Raw genomic sequence first — 22,659 nt, 5'->3', positions numbered from 1 at the left:
ACGCGGGGGGTGGCCGCCCACCCCGGGGCCGGCCGATGGACTTCCTTCTCGTCACGGGACTTTCGGGCGCCGGATTGCAGACCGCAGCCAAGGTCCTCGAGGATCTCGGATGGTACGTGGCCGACAATCTGCCGCCGGGTTTGATCTCACGGATGGTGGACCTGAGCCTGGAGTCGGATTCACGCCTCGAGCGGCTCGCCGTCGTCATCGACGTGCGTAGCCGGCTGTTCACCGGTGACCTCGGTTCGGTCCTGACCGAACTCCAGAGCAAGCCGGTACACACAAGGGTCCTGTACCTCGACGCGTCCGACGAGGTGCTGGTCCGAAGGTTCGAACAGGTCCGGCGAAGCCACCCGCTGTCCGGGGGTGGGGCGGAGGGCACACTGTCCGAGGGCATCGCCGCCGAACGTGACCAGCTCGCGAAGGTGAAGGCCGCGGCCGACCTCGTGATCGATACGTCCGCCCTTGCTGCGCATCAGTTGCGGCACAAGATCGAGGACTCGTTCGGCGACGCAGCGCACCGCACGCTGCAGGTAACGATCCAATCGTTCGGTTTCAAGTACGGTCTTCCGATGGACGCAGACCTGGTGTGCGACGTCCGGTTCCTGCCCAACCCGCACTGGATCCCGGACCTGCGCCCGCATACCGGCCAGAGTGCGCCGGTGCGGGACTACGTGCTGTCGCAGGAAGGTGCGGAAGACTATCTGATCACCTATCACCATCTGCTCGATCTCACGATCGCCGGGTATCGCCGGGAGGGGAAGCGTTACATGACTGTCGCGGTGGGTTGCACCGGCGGAAAGCATCGCAGTGTCGCGATGTCGGAGGCGTTGGCAAGCCGTCTCGAGAAGGACTCTGGACTGGGTGTGCGTGTCGTTCACCGGGATCTGGGGCGCGAATGAGCGAACCGGACGACTCGCCGGTGATGGTGGCCCTCGGTGGGGGGCATGGATTGTTCGCCACGCTCAGCGCGGCGCGAAGGCTCAGCCGTTCCGTCACGGCTGTCGTCACCGTGGCCGACGACGGAGGATCCTCGGGCCGGTTACGCTCCGAACTCGGTGTGATTCCACCGGGTGACCTGCGGATGGCGCTTGCCGCTCTCGCCGCCGACGATCCCGACGTCCAGGACTGGACGGACACCATCCAGCATCGATTCGGGGGGATCGGAGCACTCGCCGGGCATTCGGTGGGCAATCTCATGCTGGCCGGACTCACCGAGGTGCTCGGTGATCCCGTGGCAGCCCTGGACGAACTCGCCAAACTCCTGCGTATCAACGGCCGGGTGCTGCCGATGTCACCGATCGCCCTGGACATCGAGGCAGACGTCCAGGGTCTCGAGGCCGACCCACGAGTCGGCCGGTGTATTCGTGGTCAGGTCGCGGTGGCCACCACTCCGGGAAAGGTGCGGCGAGTACGTCTGCTGCCGGCCAATCCGCCGGCGTGCCCCGACGCGGTGCGCGCCATCGAGATCGCCGACATGGTGGTGCTCGGTCCCGGATCCTGGTTCTCCAGCGTGATCCCGCACGTCCTCGTGCCGGAACTACTCGATACTCTGATCGAAACCAAGGCACGGAAGGTGCTGGTCCTCAACCTCGCCCCGGAGCCGGGGGAGACCGCGGGATTTTCCACCGAACGTCACCTGCACGTACTGTGCCAGCACGCACCCGATCTCACCGTCGATTACGTCGTGGTGGATTCGGGATCGGTGCCGCCCGGACGAGAGCGTGAACATCTGGCCCGCGCCGCGGGCCAGATCGGGGCACGCGTCGTGTACGCCGATGTGGCGGAAAACGGTACACATACACATCACGCGGGCAAACTTGCCTCCGTTCTCGAAAAGCTCTGGCACGATCCTGATCCGGGATCCCGGGAAAGCGACGGGGCCCAGGCAGCACAGGCCGACACGGCCGGGGCAGCACAGGCCGACACGGCCGGGGCTTCAGCGGCCGACACGGCCGGGGCACCAGACGAAAGGAAGAGCGCTTCGTGGCAATGACAGCAGAGGTCAAAGACGAACTCAGTCGTCTCGTCATCACTCGCGTGAGTTGCCGGAAGGCCGAAGTGTCGTCGCTGCTGCGGTTCGCCGGGGGACTGCACATCGTCGGGGGGCGGGTTGTGGTCGAGGCCGAGGTGGATCTCGGCTCCACCGCACGCCGTCTGCGGCGGGAGATCTTCGACCTCTTCACCTACAGTGCGGACGTCCATGTCCTGAGCGCAGGTGGGTTGCGCAAGTCGTCCCGATACATCGTGCGCGTGGCGAAGGAGGGGGAGGCACTCGCCCGCCAGACCGGGTTGCTCGACCTGCGTGGACGACCGGTTCGTGGCCTGCCCGCACAGGTGGTCGGTGGCAGCGTCGCCGACGCGGAGGCCGCATGGCGCGGTGCATTCCTCGCGCACGGTTCGCTCACCGAACCCGGCCGGTCGTCCGCCCTCGAAGTCAGCTGCCCCGGACCCGAGGCGGCGCTCGCACTCGTCGGAGCGGCCCGCCGTCTCGGAATCTCCGCCAAGGCGCGCGAGGTCCGTGGCACCGACCGAGTGGTGATCCGCGACGGCGAAGCCATCGGTGCGTTGCTGACCCGGATGGGCGCGCAGGACACCCGGCTCGTGTGGGAAGAACGCCGGATGCGCCGGGAAGTGCGGGCCACCGCCAACCGTCTCGCCAACTTCGACGACGCCAACCTGCGGCGCTCGGCGCGTGCTGCTGTCGCCGCCGCCGCGAGGGTGGAGCGGGCGCTCGAGATCCTGGGTGACGAGGTCCCCGACCATCTGGCGGCCGCGGGGCATCTCCGGGTCGAGCATCGGCAGGCCTCGCTCGAGGAACTCGGCCAGCTGGCGGACCCTCCGATGACCAAGGATGCCGTTGCCGGACGGATCCGCCGGCTCCTGTCGATGGCCGATCGCAAGGCCAAGGAGACCGGCATCCCCGACACAGAGTCGGCCGTCACCGCGGACCTGCTCGACGACGCCTGACTGCCGACGCCGCACCTTGTCCCACCGACGGGACGCCCGGTGCGTGGGCGGAGTGCGCAAGGTGAGATCCCGCGCACTAGGGTAAGACGCACATCGACCGATGAACCCTCGCGCCCGGCCACGCACACGTGGACCTGGAGTGGTGCGGGAGCAGCAGAGCTGTACACCAGAATCGTGCGCAAAGGAGCAGATTGTGACTGTCCGGGTAGGCGTAAACGGCTTCGGCCGTATCGGACGTAACTTCTTCAGGGCGGTGGATGCGCAGAAGGCGCTGGGAACCACCGACATCGAGATTGTGGCGGTCAACGACCTCACGGACAACGCGACGCTGGCGCATCTCCTGAAGTACGACTCGATCCTGGGTCGCCTTCCGTACGACGTGTCGCTCGAGGGCGATGACACCATCGTGGTCGGTGACCGCAAGATCAAGGCACTCGCGCACCGCGGCCCGCTGGCCGAGCTGCCCTGGGGTGAGCTCGGTGTCGACGTCGTCGTCGAGTCCACCGGCATCTTCACCGATGCGGCCAAGGCGAAGGGTCACCTCGACGCCGGCGCCAAGAAGGTCATCATCTCGGCGCCCGCCAAGGGCGAGGACATCACCATCGTGATGGGCGTCAACGATGACAAGTACGACGGCAGCCAGAACATCATCTCGAACGCCTCGTGCACCACCAACTGCCTCGGCCCCATCGCCAAGGTGCTCGACGACGAGTTCGGCATCGTCAAGGGCCTGATGACCACGGTCCACGCCTACACCCAGGACCAGAACCTGCAGGACGGCCCGCACAGCGACCTGCGTCGGGCCCGCGCCGCGGCCCTCAACGTCGTCCCCACCGGCACCGGTGCGGCCAAGGCCATCGGCCTGGTGCTTCCGCAGCTGCTCGGCAAGCTCGACGGTTACGCACTGCGCGTGCCGATCCCCACCGGCTCTGTCACCGACCTCACCGCCCAACTGAAGAAGTCGGCCAGCGTCGAGGACATCAACGCTGCGATGAAGGCTGCCGCAGAGGGACCGCTGAAGGGCATTCTCAAGTACACGGACGCTCCCATCGTGTCGTCCGACATCGTCACCGATCCGCACTCCTCGATCTTCGACTCCGGGCTCACCAAGGTCATCGACGACCAGGCCAAGATCGTCTCCTGGTACGACAACGAGTGGGGTTACTCCAACCGTCTGGCCGACCTCATCGGCCTCGTCGCCAAGTCTCTCTGAGCGAAGGTCGGATAACAGTGGCTGTTCAGACTCTCCAGGATCTGCTGAACGCCGGGGTGGAGGGGCGCGGTGTGCTGGTGCGCTCGGACCTCAACGTTCCGCTCGACGGTGATCAGATCACCGATCCCGGACGCATCATCGCGTCCGCGCCGACGCTGAAGGCATTGGCGGAGGCGGGCGCGAAGGTGATCGTGACCGCTCACCTGGGCCGGCCCAAGGGTGAACCCGACCCCGCGCTGTCCCTCGCTCCCGTGGCCGTCAAGCTCGCCGACGTGCTGGGCCGCAACGTCCAGCTCGCCGGCGATGTCGTCGGCCAGGATGCGCTGGCGCGTTCGGAGGGTTTGACCGACGGGGACGTTCTCCTGCTCGAGAACATCCGTTTCGATCCGCGGGAAACCAGCAAGGACGACGCGGAGCGCACCAAGCTCGCTCAGGCTCTGGTCGAACTCGTCGGTGACGACGGCGCCTTCGTGTCCGACGGATTCGGGGTCGTCCACCGCAAGCAGGCGTCGGTGTACGACGTGGCGAAGCTGCTCCCGCACTACGCGGGCGCGCTCGTCGCCGCTGAGGTCGAGGTTCTCGGCAAGCTCACGCAGGATCCGGAGCGCCCGTATGCGGTGGTGCTCGGCGGTTCGAAGGTGTCGGACAAGCTTGCGGTGATCGAGGCGCTGGCCCCCAAGGTCGACACCCTGGTGATCGGTGGGGGAATGTTCTACACATTCCTCGCCGCTCAAGGCGTCCCGGTCGGCAACTCGCTGTGCGAGGAGTCGATGATCGACACCTGCAAGGGGCTGCTGGAGCGCTTCGGCGATGTGATCCACATTCCGCGGGACGTCGTGATCGCCGATGCGTTCTCCGCGGATGCCGAGGCGAAAACCGTGTCCGTGCTCGAGATTCCCGACGGCTGGATGGGTCTGGACATCGGCCCGGCATCGGTGAAGCGTTTCGCGGCGATCCTCACCGGGGCCAAGACGGTGTTCTGGAACGGTCCCATGGGTGTGTTCGAGTTCGAGAAGTTCGCGGCAGGCACCAAGGGCGTGGCCGAATCGATCATCGAAGCGACCGGCAAGGGCGCGTTCAGCGTCGTCGGCGGCGGTGACTCCGCAGCGGCGGTGCGTCTGCTCGGGCTCCCCGAGGACGGCTTCTCGCACATCTCGACCGGCGGTGGTGCGTCCCTCGAGTACCTCGAGGGCAAGGTACTGCCCGGCATCTCGGTTCTGGAGGACTGATGGCACGCAAGCCCCTCATCGCCGGCAACTGGAAGATGAATCTGAACCACCTCGAAGCCATCGCGCTGGTTCAGAAGATCGCCTTCTCGCTCCCGGCAAAGTATTTCGACAAGGTCGACGTGACGGTCATTCCGCCGTTCACCGACATCCGCAGCGTGCAGACGTTGATCGAGGGCGACAAACTCCTGCTCACCTACGGCGCTCAGGACGTGTCTGCTCACGACGCGGGTGCCTTCACCGGCGAGATCAGCGGCTCGATGCTTGCCAAGCTGGGCTGCACGTACGTCATCGTCGGTCACTCCGAACGGCGGACCCTGCACGGTGAGGACAACGAGACTGTCCTGGCCAAGACCAAGGCAGCGCTGAAGAACGGAATCACCCCGATCGTCTGCATCGGCGAGGGCTTGGAGATCCGCGAGGCCGGCGACCACGTGGCATACAACGTCGAGCAGTTGCAGGGCTCACTCGCCGGGCTGTCCGAAGAGGACATCGCCAAGGTCGTCATCGCGTACGAACCCGTGTGGGCCATCGGCACCGGCAAGGTGGCGTCGGCAGCCGACGCGCAGCAAGTGTGCAACGCGATCCGCGAGGAACTCGGAAAGCTGGCATCTCCCGCAGTGGCGTCGTCGGTCAGAGTGCTCTACGGCGGCAGCGTCAACGCCAAGAACGTCGGCGAAATCGTCGGGAAGTCGGACGTGGACGGCGCCCTCGTGGGTGGTGCGTCCCTCAAGGCGGACGAATTCGCCACGCTGTCGGCGATTGCCGCAGGCGGCCCGTTGCCGTAGGCGGCTACGTCACTCGTGCACCCTTCCGGTGGCAGTCGCTACCGGAAGGGTGCACAGGTGCGCCGCGCCTGTAGGGTGTACGAAGTTGTCGCTGTAGCTTCTGGATGGGTGGACGTAGACAGACATGGAACTGTTCCTGGATATCTTGCTGGTCGTCACCAGCTTGCTGCTGATCCTGCTGGTGCTCCTGCACCGTGGTAAGGGCGGCGGACTGTCCAGCCTCTTCGGTGGCGGCGTCCAGTCGAGCCTGTCCGGTTCCACCGTGGTCGAGAAGAACCTCGATCGTCTCACCGTCTTCACCGGCCTGATCTGGGTGATCGCCATCGTCGGCATCGGCCTGGAGATCAAGTTCGGCTGATCCACCGGCCGGCTTCGCCCTGCGGGGCCGACGGCCCCGGTCGATACTGGGAGCATGACCGAAACGCCCCGTGAGGCCACCGAACCGCTCCGTGAAGACATTCGTCTGCTGGGTGGAATCCTAGGTGAGATCATCCGGGAACAGGCGGGGGATCAGGTCTTCGATCTGGTCGAGAAGGCGCGCGTCGAATCGTTTCGCGTCCGTCGTTCCGAGATCGACCGGGCCGAACTAGCAGAACTGTTCTCACAGGTGTCCACCGACGACGCCATCCCTGTCATTCGAGCTTTCAGCCACTTCGCGTTGCTGGCAAATCTTGCCGAGGACATTCACCGGGAACGCAGGCGTGCCGTCCATATCGCGGCCGGCGAACCGGCCCCGGACAGTACCCTGGCCGCCACCTACGCGAAACTGGACGCCGTCCACCTCGACAGTGCGGTAGTCGCCGAAGCCTTGCGCAACGCACTGGTTTCGCCGGTCATCACCGCACACCCCACCGAAACCCGCCGCCGGACGGTGTTCGAAACGCAGACGCGCATCACCGAGCTGATGCGCTACCGGGAACGCACCGCACTCACCGACGCCGAACTCGCGGAGGTGGACGTCCGGGTGCGCCGCCAGATCCTCACGCTGTGGCAGACCGCTCTGATCCGCCTGTCGCGGTTGCGTATTCAGGACGAGATCGAGGTGGGGTTGCGCTATTACGACGCTGCGCTGTTCGAGGTGGTTCCCCAGATCAACGCGGAGGTGCGGGACGCGTTGCAGGCGCGCTGGCCCGACGCGGATCTCGGACGGGAACCGATCCTGCGCCCGGGTTCGTGGATCGGCGGCGACCGGGACGGCAATCCGTACGTCACCGATGATGTCGTCCGGCAGGCCACGCAGCGTGCCGCCGCCACCGCCATCGCCCACCACCTCGAACATCTCGCGACCCTCGAACGTGAGTTGTCGATGTCGGCCCGGCTCGTCACCATGACACCGGCTCTCGACCTCCTTGCCGCCGACTCGAAGGACGAATCGCCGTTCCGGGCGGACGAGCCTTATCGGCGCGCGGTGCGCGGGATACGGGGGCGGCTCACCGCGACGGCACAACGGATCCTCGGCGCCGTGCCCGACCATGGGCTCGACCTCGGGCTGGCACCCTACGAGACGCCGCGCGAGATGCTCGACCAACTCGACGTCGTCGACGACTCGCTGCGCCGGAGTGGCGACGGGGCGATCGCGGACGATCGCCTCGCCCGGCTCCGGGAGTCGGTGGAGGTGTTCGGGTTCCACCTCTCGGGCCTCGACATGCGACAGAACTCGGAAGTGCACGAGACCGTCGTCGCCGAACTGCTGTCGTGGGCCGGCGTCCATGAGGACTACACCTCGTTGAGCGAGGAGCAACGGGTGGAGTTGCTGTCGGCGGAGCTGTCCACGAGACGGCCACTGACGACGCCACAGGCGGAGTTCGGTGAGCTGACCACCAAGGAACTCGCCATCCTCGCCGCCGGCGCGGAGGCGGTGCGGGCCCTCGGCGCGAATGCTGTTCCGAACTTCATCATCAGCATGTGCACATCGGTGAGCGACATGTTGGAGGCCGCGGTTCTCCTGAAGGAAGTGGGCCTACTCGATCCGGGGGCGGGACACGAACCCACGTGTCCGATGGGAATCGTGCCGCTCTTCGAAACGATCGAGGACTTGCAGCAGGGTGCGGCGACACTCGAAGCCACTCTCGAGGTGCCGGTGTACCGCGCACTGGTGGCGTCGCGGGGCGACGCTCAGGAGGTGATGCTCGGCTACTCCGATTCCAACAAGGACGGCGGGTACCTCGCTGCCAACTGGGCACTGTACCGCGCCGAACTCGATCTGGTCGATGCCGCGCGTAAGACGGGAATTCGATTGCGGTTGTTCCACGGTCGCGGCGGCACCGTCGGGCGTGGCGGTGGACCCAGTTACGAGGCCATCCTGGCGCAGCCTCCCGGCGCCGTCGCCGGGTCACTCCGTATCACCGAACAGGGCGAGGTGATCGCCGCCAAGTACGCGGAGCCGCGCCTGGCGCAGCGAAACCTCGAGACCCTGCTGGCGGCCACACTCGAGGCCACCCTGCTCGACATCGAGGGCCTCGGCGACGACGCCGAACCCGCCTACCTCATTCTCGACGACCTGGCCGCACGGGCCCGCCGCGCGTACAGCGAATTAGTGCACGAGACACCAGGTTTCGTGCAGTACTTCGAGATGTCGACGCCGGTGGCGGAGATCGGTGCCCTCAACATCGGTAGTCGCCCCGCCTCCCGGAAGCAGACGACGTCCATCTCGGATCTCCGCGCCATTCCGTGGGTGCTGTCGTGGAGCCAGTCGCGGGTGATGCTGCCCGGTTGGTACGGGACAGGAACGGCGTTCGAGGAGTGGACGAACGGCGACACCGACAAGGTAGTCGCCCTGTCGGGGCTGTACCGGCAGTGGCCGTTCTTCCGGACCGTGCTGTCGAACCTGGCAATGGTGATGGCCAAATCCGACATGGGTCTCGCCGCCCGATATGCGGAACTGGTCCCCGACCGCGATCTGCGCGAACGGGTCTTCGGGAAGATCGCTGCGGAGCATGAGCGCACCATCCGCATGTACAAGGCCGTCACCGGCAACGACACCCTGTTCGCCGACAACCCGGGCCTGGAGAGGTCGGTGCACAACCGTTTCCCCTATCTCGAACCGCTCAACCATCTGCAGGTGGAACTGTTGCGGCGCTACCGTGCGGGAGATGACAGCGACGAGGTCCGACGAGGAATCCAGCTGACGATGAACGGCCTCGCGACCGCACTGCGTAACAGCGGATGATCATCTGTCCGACACGGCGCCCGAGAGGGTGGACGTCTCCTTGTGTGGGTGGGAACCGAATGGGTGCCGCCTGCGTCGAACGGGGAAAGGGCTCGAGACTCCGGCTCGGGCGTCCAACTCGGAATGGGGTGACGGATGAGGCACTGCGTAGGGGGTTCCCGGTACCGGCGTGGGGGAGTGGGCCGGCAGGGGTCAGGGGTGTGCGGGCCACGGTCGACGAGGAGGTCGATCGCCGGTTGTGAGGTAACTCGGCTGCCGACCGAGACCGATCCCCGCCCGCCGGCCGCGATACCGGCCGACGAAGACGAGGATCCCGGGCGATGAGAGAGCGGTCAGCAGGGCAACAGGGAAGCAGCCGCCGTGTCGAGAAACCAGCGGGTGGCCGTGAGTCCACGGGCACCGGACGCCGGAACCTCCACCGGTGGGGCGCCGGCCACCGCGGCGGCCACCGCCTCGGCCTTCGATCGGCCGGACACGATCAGCCAAACCTCGTCCGCATGCCGGACGGCGGGCAGTGTCAGCGTGACGCGAACAGCCGGTGGTTTGGGGGAGTCGGTGACGGCAACGACGAACCGCTGTTCCTCGCGTACGGCATCCGTGTCGGGAAACAGCGAATTGATGTGCCCCTCACCGCCCATTCCGAGGAGGTGGACGTCGAAGACCGGAACCTGCCGGCCGCCGGCATGCGCGCCGAGCACCTGGGTGTACGCCGCTGCAGCCGCTTCCGGATCGCCCTCGTAGATCCCGTCGGACACCGGCATGGTGTGCACCCGATCCGGGTCGACGTCGACGTGATCGAGCAGAGCAGCCCGCGCCTGTACCTCGTTTCGTTCCGGATCACCGGCGGGCAGGAAACGCTCGTCGCCCCAGAAGACGTCGAGAGCCCGCCAGTCGATGGCCCCGGGACTCTCTCGGACCTTCTCGAGCAGCCCGATCCCGGTTCCGCCACCGGTGAGCACCACCGACGCGATGCCGCGCGTCTTCTGCGCTGCGACGACCGTGTCGACGAATCGACGAGCTGCCTCCGCAACCAAGGTGTCGATGTCGGGATGGACTTCCACATGAATGTCACTCATACGTCACCTTCGTCAGTCCGGCGAGGGCGGCCTCGTAGACCTCGTCCGCGTCCAGCCGACGCAGTTCCTCGGCCAGACAGTCCCGTGTTTCACGTCTCCCCAGGGCAACCAGTGCGTCCGGTTTGCCCGTGCGGCTGAGAGTTGCGGTGGTTCCGGACTGCGGCCGGCTGATCGTCAGCACGCCGTCGTCGGCGAACCGCAGTTCCACGAACAGTGACCCCGCCCGCCGCGTGACCGGCACGTCGAGACGGCTCGCCAGCCAACCCGCGATCATGTCGACGGCCGGTTCGTCGGTCAGACCCGACACGACCGCGGATGTGATCGGCGAGTGCGGCGGCTGGTCCACCGCGGAGACGAGGAGCGCACGCCAGTATGTGATGCGGCTCCAGGCCAGATCGGAGTCGCCGGCCGTGTAGGACGCGAGACGTCCCTTGATCTCGGCGGCAGGGTCCGCGCGGTCCGTGGCGTCGGTGATGCGCCGGATCGCAAGCTTGCCCACCGGGTCTCGTGCGGGAACAGCTGGCGCCGTCTCGGGCCACCACGCGACCACCGGCGTGTCCGGAAGAAGGAACGGCACCACCACACTGCTCTCGTGGTCGGCGAGTTCTCCGAACAGGCGAAGCACCACGACCTCCGAGGCGCCTGCGTCACCGCCCACACGGATCTGGGCGTCCAGTCGGGGCGCCGCGTCGCGCGATCCCCGTGCTACGACGATTACTCGACACGGATGCTCGCGGCTCGCCTCGTTGGCTGCGTCGATGATGTCTTCGGAATTCGCACTGTCGCGCGTGCACACCACGAGTGTGAGAACTCGGCCCAACGTCACCGCGCCACCGGTCTTGCGGAGTTCGACGAGCTTCTTGTTGACCTGCCCGGTCGTGGTCGAGGGAATGTCGATGATCATCTACGGCCTTCTCCATTCGCGACCGGTGCGGTGCATCATTTCGTCCGCGGACGGCGGCCCCCAGGTGCCGGCCTCGTACGGTTCGGGCTTGCCCTCCGCCGCCCACGCCTCGAGCACCGGGTCGAGGATCTCCCAGGACAGCTCCACCTCGGCGTTCACCGGGAACAGCGACGGCTCACCGAGCAACATGTCGAGAATCAGCCGCTCGTAGGCCTCCGGAGATGATTCGGTGAACGCCTGCCCGTAACTGAAATCCATGTTGACGTCGCGCACTTCCATACTCGACCCCGGCACCTTGGAGCCGAAGCGCATGGTGACGCCCTCGTCCGGCTGTACCCGGATGACCAGAGCGTTCTGGCCGAGTTCCTCGGTCATCGTCTGATCGAACGGAAGATGTGGTGCCCGCTTGAAGACCACAGCGATCTCGGTGACACGACGGCCCAGACGCTTCCCGGTGCGCAGGTAGAACGGCACCCCCGCCCAGCGCCGGGTATCCACCTCCAGAGTGATCGCGGCGAAGGTCTCGGTGGTGGAGTTGGCGGCGAATCCCGTCTCGTCCTGCAACCCGACGACGGGGAGTCCACCCTGCCAGCCGCCGGCGTACTGGCCGCGGGCGGTGGTTTCGTCGAGAGGTTCTGCGAGCCGCGTGGCGGACAGCACCTTGATCTTCTCCGCCTGCAGTTCCGAGGGTTCGAAGCTGATCGGCTCCTCCATCGCGGTGAACGCGAGGAGCTGGAGGAGATGGTTCTGGATGACATCTCGAGCCGCGCCGATGCCGTCGTAATATCCGGCCCGGCCGCCCAGCCCGATGTCCTCCGCCATGGTGATCTGGACGTGGTCGACGTAGTGGGCGTTCCAGATCGGATCGAACAACTGATTGGCGAACCGCAACGCCAGGATGTTCTGAACGGTTTCCTTGCCGAGATAGTGGTCGATACGAAAGACCGTGTCCTCGGGAAACACCTGATTGACCACGGCATTGAGTTCACGGGCGCTGGCGAGATCGTGGCCGAACGGCTTCTCGATGACCACGCGGCGCCACTGGCTGTCCGTCGACTGGGCGAGACCGGCCTCGGACAGCTGTGTGAGGACCAACGGGAAGGCGCCGGGCGGAATCGCGAGATAGAACCCGTGGTTCCCGCCGGTCCCACGTTCTCGTTCGAGCATTGCAAGGGTGGACGCGAGTTCCTCGAACGAGGCGGGGTCGTCGAAGCTGCCCTGCACGAAACGCAGGCCCTCGGCGAGACGATCCCAGACATCCTCCCGGAACGGGGTACGCGAATGCGCGCGTACGGCGTCGTGCACGACCTTGCCGAAATCCTCGGCGGCCCAGTCCCTCCGGGCGAAACCGACGAGAGCGAATCCGGGCGGCAGAAGACCACGATTGGCCAGGTCGTAGATGGCGGGCATCAACTTCCGCCGCGCGAGATCCCCGGTGACACCGAAGATCACCAACGCGCACGGCCCGGCAATTCGTGGTAGGCGCTTGTCCCTACCGTCGCGGAGTGGATTGATCCAGTGTTCTGACGCTCCGGACTCGCTCACGCGTCAGCTCTTCTGCCCCGCCGCGCGGAGCTGCTCCGACTTTTCGGTCGCAGCCCGTAGTTGCTCCGCCTTTTCGGTCGCAGCCCGTAGTTGCTCCGCCGTGGCCTCGAGGAGCTCGTTCCACGACACCTCGAACTTGTCGACGCCTTCGTTCTCGAGTACGAGGAAAACGTCCGTGAGGTCGATCCCCACCCCAGCGAGCTTGTCGAACACTTGCTGCGACTCCACCGCGGTGCCGGACACCGTGTCGCCGACGATGCTGCCGTGGTCGGCGACGGCCTCGAGGGTCTTCTCCGGCATCGTGTTGACCGTGTTCGGCGCCACGAGTTCGGTGACGTACAACGTGTCCGGATAGTCCGGGTTCTTGACACCAGTCGAGGCCCAGAGTGCCCGCTGCGGCCGGGCGCCGTCCGCGAGGAGAGCCTGGAAGCGCGGCTGCACCTCGAACACCTGCTGGTAGGCGGCGTAGGCGAGGCGAGCATTCGCGACACCGGCCTTACCGCGCAGCTCCAGTGCCGCCGGCGTGCCGATCGTGGTGAGCCGGTTGTCGATCTCGGTGTCCACGCGGGACACGAAGAACGAGGCGACCGAATGGATGCGCGACAGATCGTGGCCCGCAGTCTTGGCGGCCTCGAGACCGTCGAGGTAGGCGCCCATCACCAGCTCGTACCGCTCGACCGAGAAGATCAGGGTGACATTGACGCTGATGCCCTCACCGATCACCTTGGCGATGGCCGGGATGCCGGCTTCGGTGGCGGGAATCTTGATGAACAGGTTGGGGCGATCGACGATCTTCCACAGTTCGACTGCCTGCGCGACGGACTTGTCGGCGTCGTGGGCCAACCGCGGATCGACCTCGATCGACACCCGTCCGTCGACGCCGTGGCTCGCCTCGTACTGCGGGGCGAGCACGTCGCACGCGGCGCGCACGTCGTCGGTGGTGATCGTGCGGACCGTGGCCTCGACGTCGGCGCCGCGTGCGGCCAGTTCGTTGACCTGCGCGTCGTAGACGTGGCCCTTACTCAGCGCGGCCTGGAAGATCGACGGGTTGGTGGTGACACCCACGACACTCCTCGTGGCGATGAGCTCGGCAAGGTTGCCCGACTCGATTCGATCTCGCGAGAGGTCGTCCAGCCACACCGAGACACCGGCCTCGGACAGCTTCTTCAGATTGGCGTTCTGGGTCATTGTATTCATCCCTTCACACGTGCGAGCGAGCGCTGTGCGGCCGCGGTGACGGCCTCGGCGGTGAAGCCGAACTCGCGGAACAGGGTCTTGTGGTCGGCGGACGCCCCGAAGTGCTCGATCGAGACGATCTCACCTGCGTCGCCGACGAACCGGTACCACGGCATCGAAATGCCGGCCTCGACTGCCACGCGGGCCTTGACCGTGGGCGGCAGCACGCTGTCGCGGTAGGCCACGTCCTGGGCATCGAACCACTCGACGCACGGCATCGACACCACCCGGGTGGGCGTGCCTTCGGCCTCGAGAGCCTCGCGCGCAGCCACAGCGAGCTGCAGTTCGGAGCCGGTGCCGATGATGACGACCTCGGGAACACCGGTGGACGCCTCGGCGAGGACGTAACCACCGCGCGACACACCCTCGTAGCTGGTTCCTTCCAGGACCGGCAGGTCCTGACGGGTGAGAGCCAGACCCGCCGGTGCACGAGTTGCCTCGTCGGCACCCTTCTCGAGCACGGCGCGCCACGCGTGTGCGGTCTCGTTGGCGTCGCCCGGACGGACGACGTACAGGCCGGGGATGGCACGCAGCGCGGCGAGGTGCTCGATCGGCTGGTGTGTCGGGCCGTCTTCGCCGAGCCCGATCGAATCGTGGGTCCACACGTAGGTGACCGGCGTCTTCATGATCGCGGCGAGACGCACAGCCGGACGCATGTAGTCGCTGAACACCAGGAACGTGCCGCCGTACGGGCGGGTGGGGCCGTGCAACGCGATGCCGTTGAGGATCGAGCCCATGGCGTGCTCGCGGACACCGAAGTGCAGCGTGCGGCCGTAGGGTTCGGCGTTCCACATGCTCGTGGAGATCGATGTGGGGCCGAACGAGGTGGCGCCCTTGATCGTGGTGTTGTTGCTTTCCGCGAGGTCGGCCGAGCCGCCCCACAGTTCGGGCAGCACCGGTCCGACCGCGTTGAGGACCGCGGCGGACGCCTTTCGGGTGGCCAGGCCCTTACCGTCCGGCTCCCAGGTGGGGAGCACGTCCGCCCAGCCCTCCGGAAGATCGCGGCCGGTGAGCCGGTCGAGCAGTTTCTTGCCCTCCGGTGCCCGCACGACCCAGTCGTCGTAGCTCGCCTGCCATTCCTTGTGCGCCTGCGCTCCGCGCTCGACCGCCTTGCGGGTGTGGGCGATGACCTCGTCCGCCACCTCGAACGTCTGGTCGGGGTCGAAGCCGAGTGCCTTCTTCACGGCGGCGACCTCGTCGGCGCCCAGTGCGGCACCGTGGGCGGCACCGGTGTTCATCTTGGTGGGCGCGGGGTAGCCGATGATGGTGCGCAGCAGGATGAGTGACGGTCGGGAGGTGTCCTCGCGTGCCGCTTGTAATGCGTCCTCGATCGCGACCACGTTCTCGCCGCCCTCGACGACCTGGACGTGCCAGCCGTACGCCTCGTAGCGTGCGGCCGTGTCCTCGGACAGGGCGATCGCGGTGTCGTCCTCGATAGAAATCTTGTTGTCGTCGTAGATCAGCGTCAGGTTGCCGAGCTGCTGGGTGCCGGCAATCGAGGAGGCCTCGGAGGTGACGCCTTCTTCGATGTCGCCGTCCGAGGCGATGACGTAGATGTGGTGATCGAAGGGGCTCTCGCCCGGTGCCGGCTCCGGATCGAACAGGCCACGCTCACGGCGGGCGGCCATGGCCATGCCCACGGCCGACGCGAGGCCCTGGCCGAGAGGCCCGGTGGTGATCTCGACACCGCGGGTGTGCCCGTGCTCAGGGTGACCGGGGGTCTTCGAACCCCAGGTGCGCAGCGACTCCAGGTCCTCGAGTTCGAGGCCGTAGCCGGCGAGGTACAGCTGGATGTACAGCGTCAGACTCGAGTGTCCGCAGGAGAGGACGAAGCGGTCGCGGCCGATCCAGTCGGCATCCGTCGGATCGTGACGCATGACACGCTGGAAGAGCGTGTAGGCAAGGGGGGCAAGACTCATCGCCGTGCCGGGATGGCCGTTGCCCACCTTCTGCACCGCGTCCGCGGCGAGCACACGAATGGTGTCGACGGCCTTGGTGTCCAGGTCGGTCCAGTCGGCTGGATGAACCGGTTGCGTAAGGACGTGGATGTCGTCTGTGATCGACACGGGCAGAAGTCTCCTGACATGGGTGAACGTGAGCCTGAGGATGCGTGAGCCTCTTGTGCGACTCCAGCCTAGTGCGCGGTCCTATCCGGGTCGATTCGGTTCAGGCATTACCGCGGACTACCATCGTTCGTAGTAGGACGCCGGCTGCCGGGATCGACTTGTGAAGCAGACACCGGCATTCGGATGTGGGATGACGCGTGGTGCGAGGAGAAAACGTGCGGACAGGGCAACAGCCGGGCGGACACGGCTTCGGCAGCCCGAGTGCCGCCCCCCACGTGACCCGCCCGGACACGGTGTTCGGCCGCGCCACGGGAAAAGTTCTCGCGTACATCGCCCTGACCAAGCCGAGAGTCATCGAGCTCCTGCTGGTCGCCACCATTCCCGCGATGCTGCTGGCCGATCGTGGCAGCGTCGACATCCTCCTGATCCTCAGCACGCTGTTCGGGGGATGGATGGGTGCGGCCAGTGCCAACTCCCTCAATTGCGTGGTGGACGCGGACATCGACAAGGTGATGAAGCGAACCGCACTGCGTCCGCTGGCACGAGATGCGGTGCCCACCGCCCACGCGTTCGTGTTCGGTGTGACGCTCGGTATCGCGTCGTTCCTGTGGCTGTGGTGGCGGGCCAATCTGCTCGCCGGCTGTCTCGTCGTCCTCACCATCGCCTTCTACGTCCTCGTCTACACGATGGTGCTCAAGCGTCGTACCTGGCAGAACGTCGTCTGGGGCGGCGCCGCAGGATGCATGCCGGTCCTGGTCGGCTGGTCGGCCGTCACCGGTTCGCTGGACTGGGAACCGATCGTGTTGTTCCTGGTCATCTTCTTCTGGACGCCGCCCCACACCTGGGCCCTCGCGATGCGGTACAAGGAGGACTACAAGGCTGCGGGCGTGCCGATGCTGCCGGTGATCGCCACCGAGGAACACGTCACCAAGCAGATCGTCCTCTACAGCTGGGCGATGGTGGTCACCACTCTGGTTCTCGTGCCCGCCGCCGGCGTCGTGTACGCCGCGGTCACGATCGTGGCCGGTGCCTGGTTCCTGCTGATGGCGCATCAGCTGTACCGCAGTGTGCGCGGGGGAGCCGCCGTCAAGCCGCTCCGGCTGTTCCTGCAGTCGAACAACTACCTCGCCGTCGTCTTCGTCGGTCTCGCGGTCGATTCCGTCCTCGGCTTCGACACCATCACCAGCATGCTGAGCTGACTGACCAGCTTATCGGTCCTTCCTGCTCCCGTCAGCTCCCCCCTCCGCCCCGGCGTCCCACCCCTTGGGTTCCACCGGTCGTAGCAACACCCGACAGTTCAGGGTGGCGACGGAATTCGAGATACGGAAGCAACGGGGTCCCTCGCGTGGCGAGGCACTACATCGGGAACGGCGCGCCTATTTTGATCTCGTGAACAAGGGCGTGAGCAGTCAAGGGGCCCGCCGAATCGTTGGAATCAATTACCGCACCGGCAAGCGGTGGCGCAACGGACACAAACCCTCCGGCGGTCACCCGGGTTCCCCGCCGGTGGCGAGTCGGACCTGCACACAGAGTCTGGACGATACCTGGGCACTGCCGAACGCATCCTCATCGCCGACCGGATACGGGAAGGCCGCTCGATTCGATCAATCGCCGGCGAGTTGAACCGGAGCCCCTCGACGATCAGCCGCGAGATCCGTCGCAACCGTGATCCTTCCGACGGGCAGTACCGGCCGTATGCGGCCCAGCAACGTGCCGGCGCGCGCCGCCCACGATCCAAGACGGCCAAGCTGGTGAAGTACCCCACGCTGCGGCGTCGGATCCAACGACATCTCGACAAGGTGTGGAGTCCCGAGCAGATCGTGCGGCGACTGCGCCGAGACTTTCCGCACCTCACCGATTTGCATCTCGCACCCGAAACCATCTACCAGGCGTCTACCAGCCTGTCCGCGGCGGCTTGATCCGCGGGAAGAAACCACTGCTGCGGACCAGCCGCTACGTGATGCTCCTGCACCTTCCCGGCGGGCGGTCTCCGGACATCGTCCGTGACACCCTCATCGCCACGATGCAAGTCCTTCCGGCGCAGTTTGCCCGCTCGGTGACCTGGGTTCAGGGTACCGGCCGGCCCGCCACCACGAATTCACCACCGCCACCGGCATACCCGTGTACTTCTGAGCGCCACACACGCACTGGCAAACGAGGGACCAACGAAAACACCGACGACGGAACTCGTCGGAGCCGGGGCCGGCGCCCACTCGTGGGGACGGAGTTCACGGTCGAGCTGAGAGCGGATCTGCAATCCGAGGACAGTGCCCGTCGTCGTTGGCAGGCTGTCGGGGGTCGAGTTGTCGAGCCGCCGAGCAAAGTTCCCCAGAGCCGGCCAATCAGCGGTGACGTGGTGTCGTCTCGGGCGTCAGTGGGCGCATCTGCCCAATAAGCGATGACATTCCCGGATCGAAGGGCTCGGAGTTCGGGGACCCATGTCGGCTGTAACCATGTGGTGTCGGCGCCCACGAACAGCATTGTGTGGACAACTCGCTGAACGAGATGGACCGGATCGCGCGCCACGGCAAGATCGCTCCTGTGCGTCGTGGGTGCTGGTCGGTCTGGCAGCCACACTGACCTTCACAGCCGGCGGGCCCAGTGGTTTCGCCGTCACTATCTGGGTCGTGGTCGCTCTGACCGTGATCCTGAAGAAGGTGAATGCGCGGATCACTCCGCCCCGAGGAATCGCTCGCGGTGGCATTGCATTCGTGAGACACCACATGAGTGCCTCCTCCCTGAGACCGCGGAGCGGGTCGGTGCCGGAATCACAGAATGGTGGAGTCGGCATCGGCCCGGCCTGACGTGCACCATCACGGACGCAGTGAGCAACCAGAGTGTGCCAGTCGGGCCGCTCGAATGGCGCAGCCATGTGGCAGCCCTGCTCGTTGCGTGCGTAGTGGCCCTCACTGCGGCCTGTGCATGGGTGCGGCGACATCCCTGGACGTCGTCGAGCAGATCGAACTGGCCCGCAGAGCCGAGGCTCATTTCGCAGTCGAATCAGGACCGCACCCATCCGGATGCGGTCCTGCAAACTAGTTAGACAGCCCGCACATTCGTGGCCTGCGGGCCCTTCTGTCCCTGGCCCACCTCGAACTCCACACGCTGGTTCTCATCGAGCGACTTGAAGCCACTGCCCGAGATCTCCGAGTAGTGCACGAAGACGTCCGGAGTTCCGTCGTCGGGTGCGATGAACCCGAAGCCCTTCTCACCGTTGAACCACTTCACAATGCCCTGCGCCATGCGACACTCCCTATATCCTCGATCCGGGCACTCACATCGAATTCCCGATCTCGATAGCGTTGATCCTGCCACCTGACGGCGGATCGGGCACCACCGCACTTGATTCGCGGGGGCGGGCGTGCTGTTCGAGATCACTGCGACTCCCCGACACCAGTCCTTCATCGTGATCGAAGAACGCCTCGGTGCCCCGCTCCGGCCGGCATGGTACGGGCCACATACATCGCCAGCGGCGCGAAGTGGTCGGTCTGCCCGAGCTGCGCCGGCCAAGGCCCGGTCTCACCGGTGCCACCAACACCGGGCCTTTGGACTCCCGGTTCTCCCGGTGCGCACCCCGTCGCACCCGCGGCGCGGCCCCTCCTTGGAGTTGGTGACACCGGCCGCACCCGAGAAGCACTGCGCATCCGCGCACGGCATCGGTGACCTCCGGGTCTACCCTCCTGTTCGTGACTTCACGCACCGGTACGTCACCGGCCTCCGCGCTGCGGCGTGCCGTGGGACGGGTGACGCTGACCCCGGTGCGGGTGGTGGCCCTGGGTTTCGCGACGGCGATCGCCGTCGGTACCGGGCTGCTGCTCCTGCCCACGGCGACCCAGCCGGGCACCGGCACCGGTGTCATCGACGCGCTGTTCACGGCGACGTCGGCGATGTGCCTGACCGGGCTGATCGTGGTCGACACCCCCACCCACTGGTCGGGGTTCGGTCAGGGGGTCATTCTGGGCCTGATCCAGGTCGGCGGGTTCGGGATCATGACGATGGCCTCGCTGGTCGGGCTGATGCTGGCAAACCGGATCGGGCTGCGGGCCCGGCTCAACGCTGCCGCCGAGGTCCGGGCGTCCGGGCTCGGGGACGTACGCAGCGTCGTTGTCGGCGTCGTCCGTGTCAGCCTCCTCATCGAGGCCGTCACCGCGCTGTGCCTGGCAACGAGGTTCGCGATCGGTTACGACGAGCCGCCCGGCCGGGCATTGTGGTTGGGGGTGTTCCATTCGATCTCGGCGTTCAACAACGCCGGTTTCGCGCTCTACAGTGACAACATCATCGGATTCGCCGACGACCCGTGGATCTGTGTCCCGTTGCTGGCCGCGGTGATCCTCGGCGGCATCGGGTTCCCGGTGCTCTTCGAGGTGGGGCGACGGGTCCGCGGCACCACCTCCGGCCGGTGGAGCCTGCACACCCGGCTGACCCTGGCGGTCACCGCGGTGCTGCTGGTCGTGGGCCCGGTGCTGGTGCTGGCGCTCGAGTGGGGCTATACCCTGCGCCACCACGATCTCGGGTCGAAGCTGCTGGTGGCCGCGTTTCAGGGCATCATGCCCCGCACCGCCGGCTTCAACAGTGCCGACTACGCGCAGATGGATCCGGCGACCCTGCTGGTGACGGACGTGCTGATGTTCATCGGCGGCGGCAGCGGCGGCACGGCCGGCGGCATCAAGGTCACCACCTTCGCGCTACTGCTGTTCGCGATCGTCGCCGAGGTGCGCGGTGATCGTGCGGTGACCGTGTTCGATCGCCGGATCGCCCCGCGAGTCCAGCGGCAGGCGCTGTCGGTCGCGCTCATCGGCGTCGCCCTGGTGATCATCCCGACGATCGTGCTGCTGGCGGGCACCGACTTCGACCTGAACGTGCTGCTGTTCGAGGTCACCTCCGCGTTCGCGACGGTGGGACTATCTACCGGTATCACCGCGCAACTACCCGCCTGGGGCCAGCTGACCTTGGTCCTGCTGATGTACCTCGGCCGCATCGGCTCGATCACCCTGGTCAGTGCCCTCGCTGCCCGGCAGCGGGATCGCCGCTACCAACTCCCCGAAGAAAGGCCCTTCATTGGCTAGGAAACCGTCCTCCGACGTCGTCGTGGTGCTGGGCCTGGGCAGGTTCGGCAAATCCCTCGCCCTCGAACTGATGGAGCAGGGCACCGAAGTGCTCGGCATCGACTCGAACGAGGCGGTGGTCCAGAAAGTCTCCCATCGCCTCACGCACGCCGCTGTCGCCGACACCACCGACGAGGAATCGCTGCGCCAGCTGTCGGTGCCCGACTACGACCGGGCTGTCGTCGGGATCGGCTCCGATCTCGAGGCCAGCCTGCTCACCGCGTCGGCGTTGATCAACATGTCGGTGCCGAACGTGTGGGCCAAGGCCATCAGCAACGCCCACGCGAAGATCCTCCGCCAGATCGGTGTCCAGCACGTCGTGCGGCCCGAGCACGACATGGGCAAGCGGGTGGCGCACTTGGTGCGCGGCCGCATGATGGACTACATCGAATTCGACGACGGCTTCGCAATGGTCAAGACCACCCCACCCGCGGCCGTGGTAGGGAAACGGCTCGGCGACACCACCGTCCGCACCACGTACGGGGTCACCGTCGTCGCGATCAAACGACCCGGCGAGGGTTTCACCTACGCCACCGCCGATACCGTCATCGCGCCGGGCGACACCATCATCGTCTCCGGCCAGGTCCGCGACACCGAACGATTCAGCGAACTGACCTGACCGACAAGGTACGCGGGCATTGACCCGACCTGACAGGTCAAGTACATCGGGCGTGAAGTCGCCCGCATTTTGTGCTCGGCGCGCAGGCACAGAATCTCGCACGCAATGCTCGGTGACGGTCTCGCCCCGTCCGACATCGTGGTGTTCGACATCGTGGTGTTCGACACCGATCCGGTGGTGCTCGAGACCGCCGGCGGGCAGGGATTGGTCACCTTGCAGGGTTCGGCGACGAAGTCCGATGTGCTGCGCTTGGAGACCGTTGGTGGGCGTTGCGGAACTCACCGACGCAGCCCGGTTTTCGGACAGAAGCAATGAGACAAGTTTTGTGACACTGTGACCGCTGGTCACGGTGGGAGTTCGACGCTGCGACGCACACTCGCCGGACTGCTCCTGGAGAGTGAGGGCTACCGAACTCGCCGAACCGATCGAGTCGTCCTCACTGACACCGACGAGATCCGACTCACTTCTTGTATGGAAACTCACTTGCGGCTTTCGTGGTGCGAACACACCACCCCACGGGAGGTAGAGCTGGCGATCATCGAGAAACTGAAGCCACCCTTGAACGTCGATCATGCGAGCGGTCCCCTCCGCGACGCGGTCAAGGCGGCCCGCGACTGCTACTACGCGAGCGCTCCGAATCACTGCTTGGTGTTGTCCACAACCGATCCACTCCGGTCAGGTGTCGACATCATCCGGTCGGCCGGTTCAGCCCACCGCCGGCGTTCCGCACAGGGGCACGCAG

General features: G+C 66.2%; 19 protein-coding genes and 2 pseudogenes. 15 read left to right on the top strand and 6 right to left on the bottom strand.

Features of this window, described 5'->3' with window-relative positions; all coding sequences use genetic code 11:
- The first annotated feature begins 35 nt into the window (after positions 1 to 35).
- From rapZ to ppc, 8 genes are all read left to right on the top strand, one after another.
- Positions 36 to 902 (top strand): RNase adapter RapZ, encoded by an 867-nt coding sequence (rapZ, locus tag WAW17_RS31980; RefSeq protein WP_422336872.1) that lies wholly within the window; start codon positions 36 to 38, stop codon positions 900 to 902.
- Positions 899 to 1,996, top strand: coding sequence for a gluconeogenesis factor YvcK family protein (locus tag WAW17_RS31975; RefSeq protein WP_422336842.1), 1,098 nt, complete (start codon positions 899 to 901; stop codon positions 1,994 to 1,996). The genes rapZ and WAW17_RS31975 overlap by 4 nt, the downstream gene beginning before the upstream one ends.
- The gene (gene whiA / locus WAW17_RS31970) at positions 1,987 to 2,970 is read left to right on the top strand and encodes a DNA-binding protein WhiA (protein WP_422336841.1); all 984 of its coding nucleotides are present in this window, start codon (positions 1,987 to 1,989) and stop codon (positions 2,968 to 2,970) included. The genes WAW17_RS31975 and whiA overlap by 10 nt, the downstream gene beginning before the upstream one ends.
- 193 nt (positions 2,971 to 3,163) lie before the next feature.
- Complete coding sequence (gene gap, locus WAW17_RS31965; RefSeq protein ID WP_422336840.1) at positions 3,164 to 4,183, top strand: type I glyceraldehyde-3-phosphate dehydrogenase; 1,020 nt, start codon at positions 3,164 to 3,166, stop codon at positions 4,181 to 4,183.
- A gap of 17 nt (positions 4,184 to 4,200) precedes the next feature.
- Positions 4,201 to 5,412: a phosphoglycerate kinase gene (locus tag WAW17_RS31960; RefSeq protein ID WP_422336839.1), complete on the top strand. Its 1,212-nt coding sequence runs from the start codon at positions 4,201 to 4,203 to the stop codon at positions 5,410 to 5,412.
- Positions 5,412 to 6,197 (top strand): triose-phosphate isomerase, encoded by a 786-nt coding sequence (tpiA, locus tag WAW17_RS31955; RefSeq protein WP_422336838.1) that lies wholly within the window; start codon positions 5,412 to 5,414, stop codon positions 6,195 to 6,197. The genes WAW17_RS31960 and tpiA overlap by 1 nt, the downstream gene beginning before the upstream one ends.
- A gap of 124 nt (positions 6,198 to 6,321) precedes the next feature.
- Complete coding sequence (secG, locus tag WAW17_RS31950) at positions 6,322 to 6,555, top strand: preprotein translocase subunit SecG (protein WP_422336837.1); 234 nt, start codon at positions 6,322 to 6,324, stop codon at positions 6,553 to 6,555.
- A gap of 54 nt (positions 6,556 to 6,609) precedes the next feature.
- Entirely contained in the window at positions 6,610 to 9,366 is a 2,757-nt protein-coding gene (ppc, locus tag WAW17_RS31945; protein WP_422336836.1) for a phosphoenolpyruvate carboxylase, read from the top strand.
- 332 nt (positions 9,367 to 9,698) lie between these two features.
- Here ppc and pgl read toward each other — a convergent pair whose 3' ends face one another.
- Genes pgl through tkt form a run of 5 tightly spaced genes read right to left on the bottom strand, consistent with a single transcriptional unit; the run spans position 9,699 to position 16,193 of the window.
- Positions 9,699 to 10,442, bottom strand: coding sequence for a 6-phosphogluconolactonase (gene pgl, locus WAW17_RS31940; RefSeq protein ID WP_422336835.1), 744 nt, complete (start codon positions 10,440 to 10,442; stop codon positions 9,699 to 9,701).
- Positions 10,435 to 11,346 carry a glucose-6-phosphate dehydrogenase assembly protein OpcA gene (gene opcA, locus WAW17_RS31935; protein WP_422336834.1) on the bottom strand — a complete coding sequence of 304 codons (912 nt, stop codon included), beginning with the start codon at positions 11,344 to 11,346 and terminating at the stop codon, positions 10,435 to 10,437. The genes pgl and opcA overlap by 8 nt, the downstream gene beginning before the upstream one ends.
- Positions 11,347 to 12,891, bottom strand: coding sequence for a glucose-6-phosphate dehydrogenase (gene zwf / locus WAW17_RS31930; RefSeq protein ID WP_422336833.1), 1,545 nt, complete (start codon positions 12,889 to 12,891; stop codon positions 11,347 to 11,349).
- Between the two features lie 3 nt (positions 12,892 to 12,894).
- Positions 12,895 to 14,079 (bottom strand): transaldolase, encoded by a 1,185-nt coding sequence (tal, locus tag WAW17_RS31925; protein ID WP_422336832.1) that lies wholly within the window; start codon positions 14,077 to 14,079, stop codon positions 12,895 to 12,897.
- A 5-nt stretch (positions 14,080 to 14,084) separates the two neighbouring features.
- On the bottom strand, positions 14,085 to 16,193 hold the full coding sequence (gene tkt / locus WAW17_RS31920) for a transketolase (RefSeq protein ID WP_422336831.1): 2,109 nt from the start codon (positions 16,191 to 16,193) through the stop codon (positions 14,085 to 14,087).
- 215 nt (positions 16,194 to 16,408) lie between these two features.
- Here tkt and WAW17_RS31915 point away from each other — a divergent pair, with 215 nt between their 5' ends.
- From WAW17_RS31915 to WAW17_RS31905, 3 genes and pseudogenes are all read left to right on the top strand, one after another.
- Positions 16,409 to 17,392: a heme o synthase gene (locus tag WAW17_RS31915; RefSeq protein ID WP_422336830.1), complete on the top strand. Its 984-nt coding sequence runs from the start codon at positions 16,409 to 16,411 to the stop codon at positions 17,390 to 17,392.
- 258 nt (positions 17,393 to 17,650) lie between these two features.
- Positions 17,651 to 17,803, top strand: a pseudogene (locus WAW17_RS31910) (hypothetical protein); the annotation flags it as partial.
- A gap of 9 nt (positions 17,804 to 17,812) precedes the next feature.
- On the top strand, positions 17,813 to 18,112 hold the full coding sequence (locus WAW17_RS31905) for a hypothetical protein (protein ID WP_422336875.1): 300 nt from the start codon (positions 17,813 to 17,815) through the stop codon (positions 18,110 to 18,112).
- A 1,120-nt stretch (positions 18,113 to 19,232) separates the two neighbouring features.
- Here the strand turns inward: WAW17_RS31905 and WAW17_RS31900 are convergent.
- Positions 19,233 to 19,436 carry a cold-shock protein gene (locus WAW17_RS31900; RefSeq protein ID WP_073365012.1) on the bottom strand — a complete coding sequence of 68 codons (204 nt, stop codon included), beginning with the start codon at positions 19,434 to 19,436 and terminating at the stop codon, positions 19,233 to 19,235.
- A 443-nt stretch (positions 19,437 to 19,879) separates the two neighbouring features.
- On the opposite strand from WAW17_RS31900, the gene WAW17_RS31895 reads away from it, so the two are divergent.
- The 4 genes and pseudogenes from WAW17_RS31895 to WAW17_RS31880 form a co-directional block, all read left to right on the top strand.
- Positions 19,880 to 21,259 carry a TrkH family potassium uptake protein gene (locus WAW17_RS31895; protein ID WP_422336829.1) on the top strand — a complete coding sequence of 460 codons (1,380 nt, stop codon included), beginning with the start codon at positions 19,880 to 19,882 and terminating at the stop codon, positions 21,257 to 21,259.
- The gene (locus tag WAW17_RS31890) at positions 21,252 to 21,917 is read left to right on the top strand and encodes a potassium channel family protein (protein WP_422336828.1); all 666 of its coding nucleotides are present in this window, start codon (positions 21,252 to 21,254) and stop codon (positions 21,915 to 21,917) included. Before WAW17_RS31895 ends, WAW17_RS31890 begins: the two co-directional genes overlap by 8 nt.
- Positions 21,918 to 22,019: 102 nt before the next feature.
- Positions 22,020 to 22,178, top strand: a pseudogene (locus WAW17_RS31885) (potassium transporter Kef); the annotation flags it as partial.
- 72 nt (positions 22,179 to 22,250) lie between these two features.
- On the top strand, positions 22,251 to 22,659 hold a 409-nt coding region (locus WAW17_RS31880), incomplete at its 3' end, for a GIY-YIG nuclease family protein (RefSeq protein ID WP_422336827.1).

The sequence above is a fragment of the Rhodococcus sp. (in: high G+C Gram-positive bacteria) genome (assembly GCF_049286785.1).
In the GTDB taxonomy this organism is placed as follows: Bacteria; Actinomycetota; Actinomycetes; order Mycobacteriales; family Mycobacteriaceae; genus Rhodococcus_F.
This window is presented reverse-complemented; position numbering and strand designations above follow the sequence as displayed.

Bases quoted from the DNA above. Each gene is read 5' to 3' on its own strand.
- secG (WP_422336837.1), top strand. From the start codon at position 6,322: ATGGAACTGTTCCTGGATATCTTGCTGGTCGTCACCAGCTTGCTGCTG.
- tal (WP_422336832.1), bottom strand. From the start codon at position 14,079: ATGACCCAGAACGCCAATCTGAAGAAGCTGTCCGAGGCCGGTGTCTCG.
- rapZ (WP_422336872.1), top strand. From the start codon at position 36: ATGGACTTCCTTCTCGTCACGGGACTTTCGGGCGCCGGATTGCAGACC.
- WAW17_RS31900 (WP_073365012.1), bottom strand. From the start codon at position 19,436: ATGGCGCAGGGCATTGTGAAGTGGTTCAACGGTGAGAAGGGCTTCGGG.
- tpiA (WP_422336838.1), top strand. From the start codon at position 5,412: ATGGCACGCAAGCCCCTCATCGCCGGCAACTGGAAGATGAATCTGAAC.
- ppc (WP_422336836.1), top strand. From the start codon at position 6,610: ATGACCGAAACGCCCCGTGAGGCCACCGAACCGCTCCGTGAAGACATT.
- pgl (WP_422336835.1), bottom strand. From the start codon at position 10,442: ATGAGTGACATTCATGTGGAAGTCCATCCCGACATCGACACCTTGGTT.
- WAW17_RS31975 (WP_422336842.1), top strand. From the start codon at position 899: ATGAGCGAACCGGACGACTCGCCGGTGATGGTGGCCCTCGGTGGGGGG.
- opcA (WP_422336834.1), bottom strand. From the start codon at position 11,346: ATGATCATCGACATTCCCTCGACCACGACCGGGCAGGTCAACAAGAAG.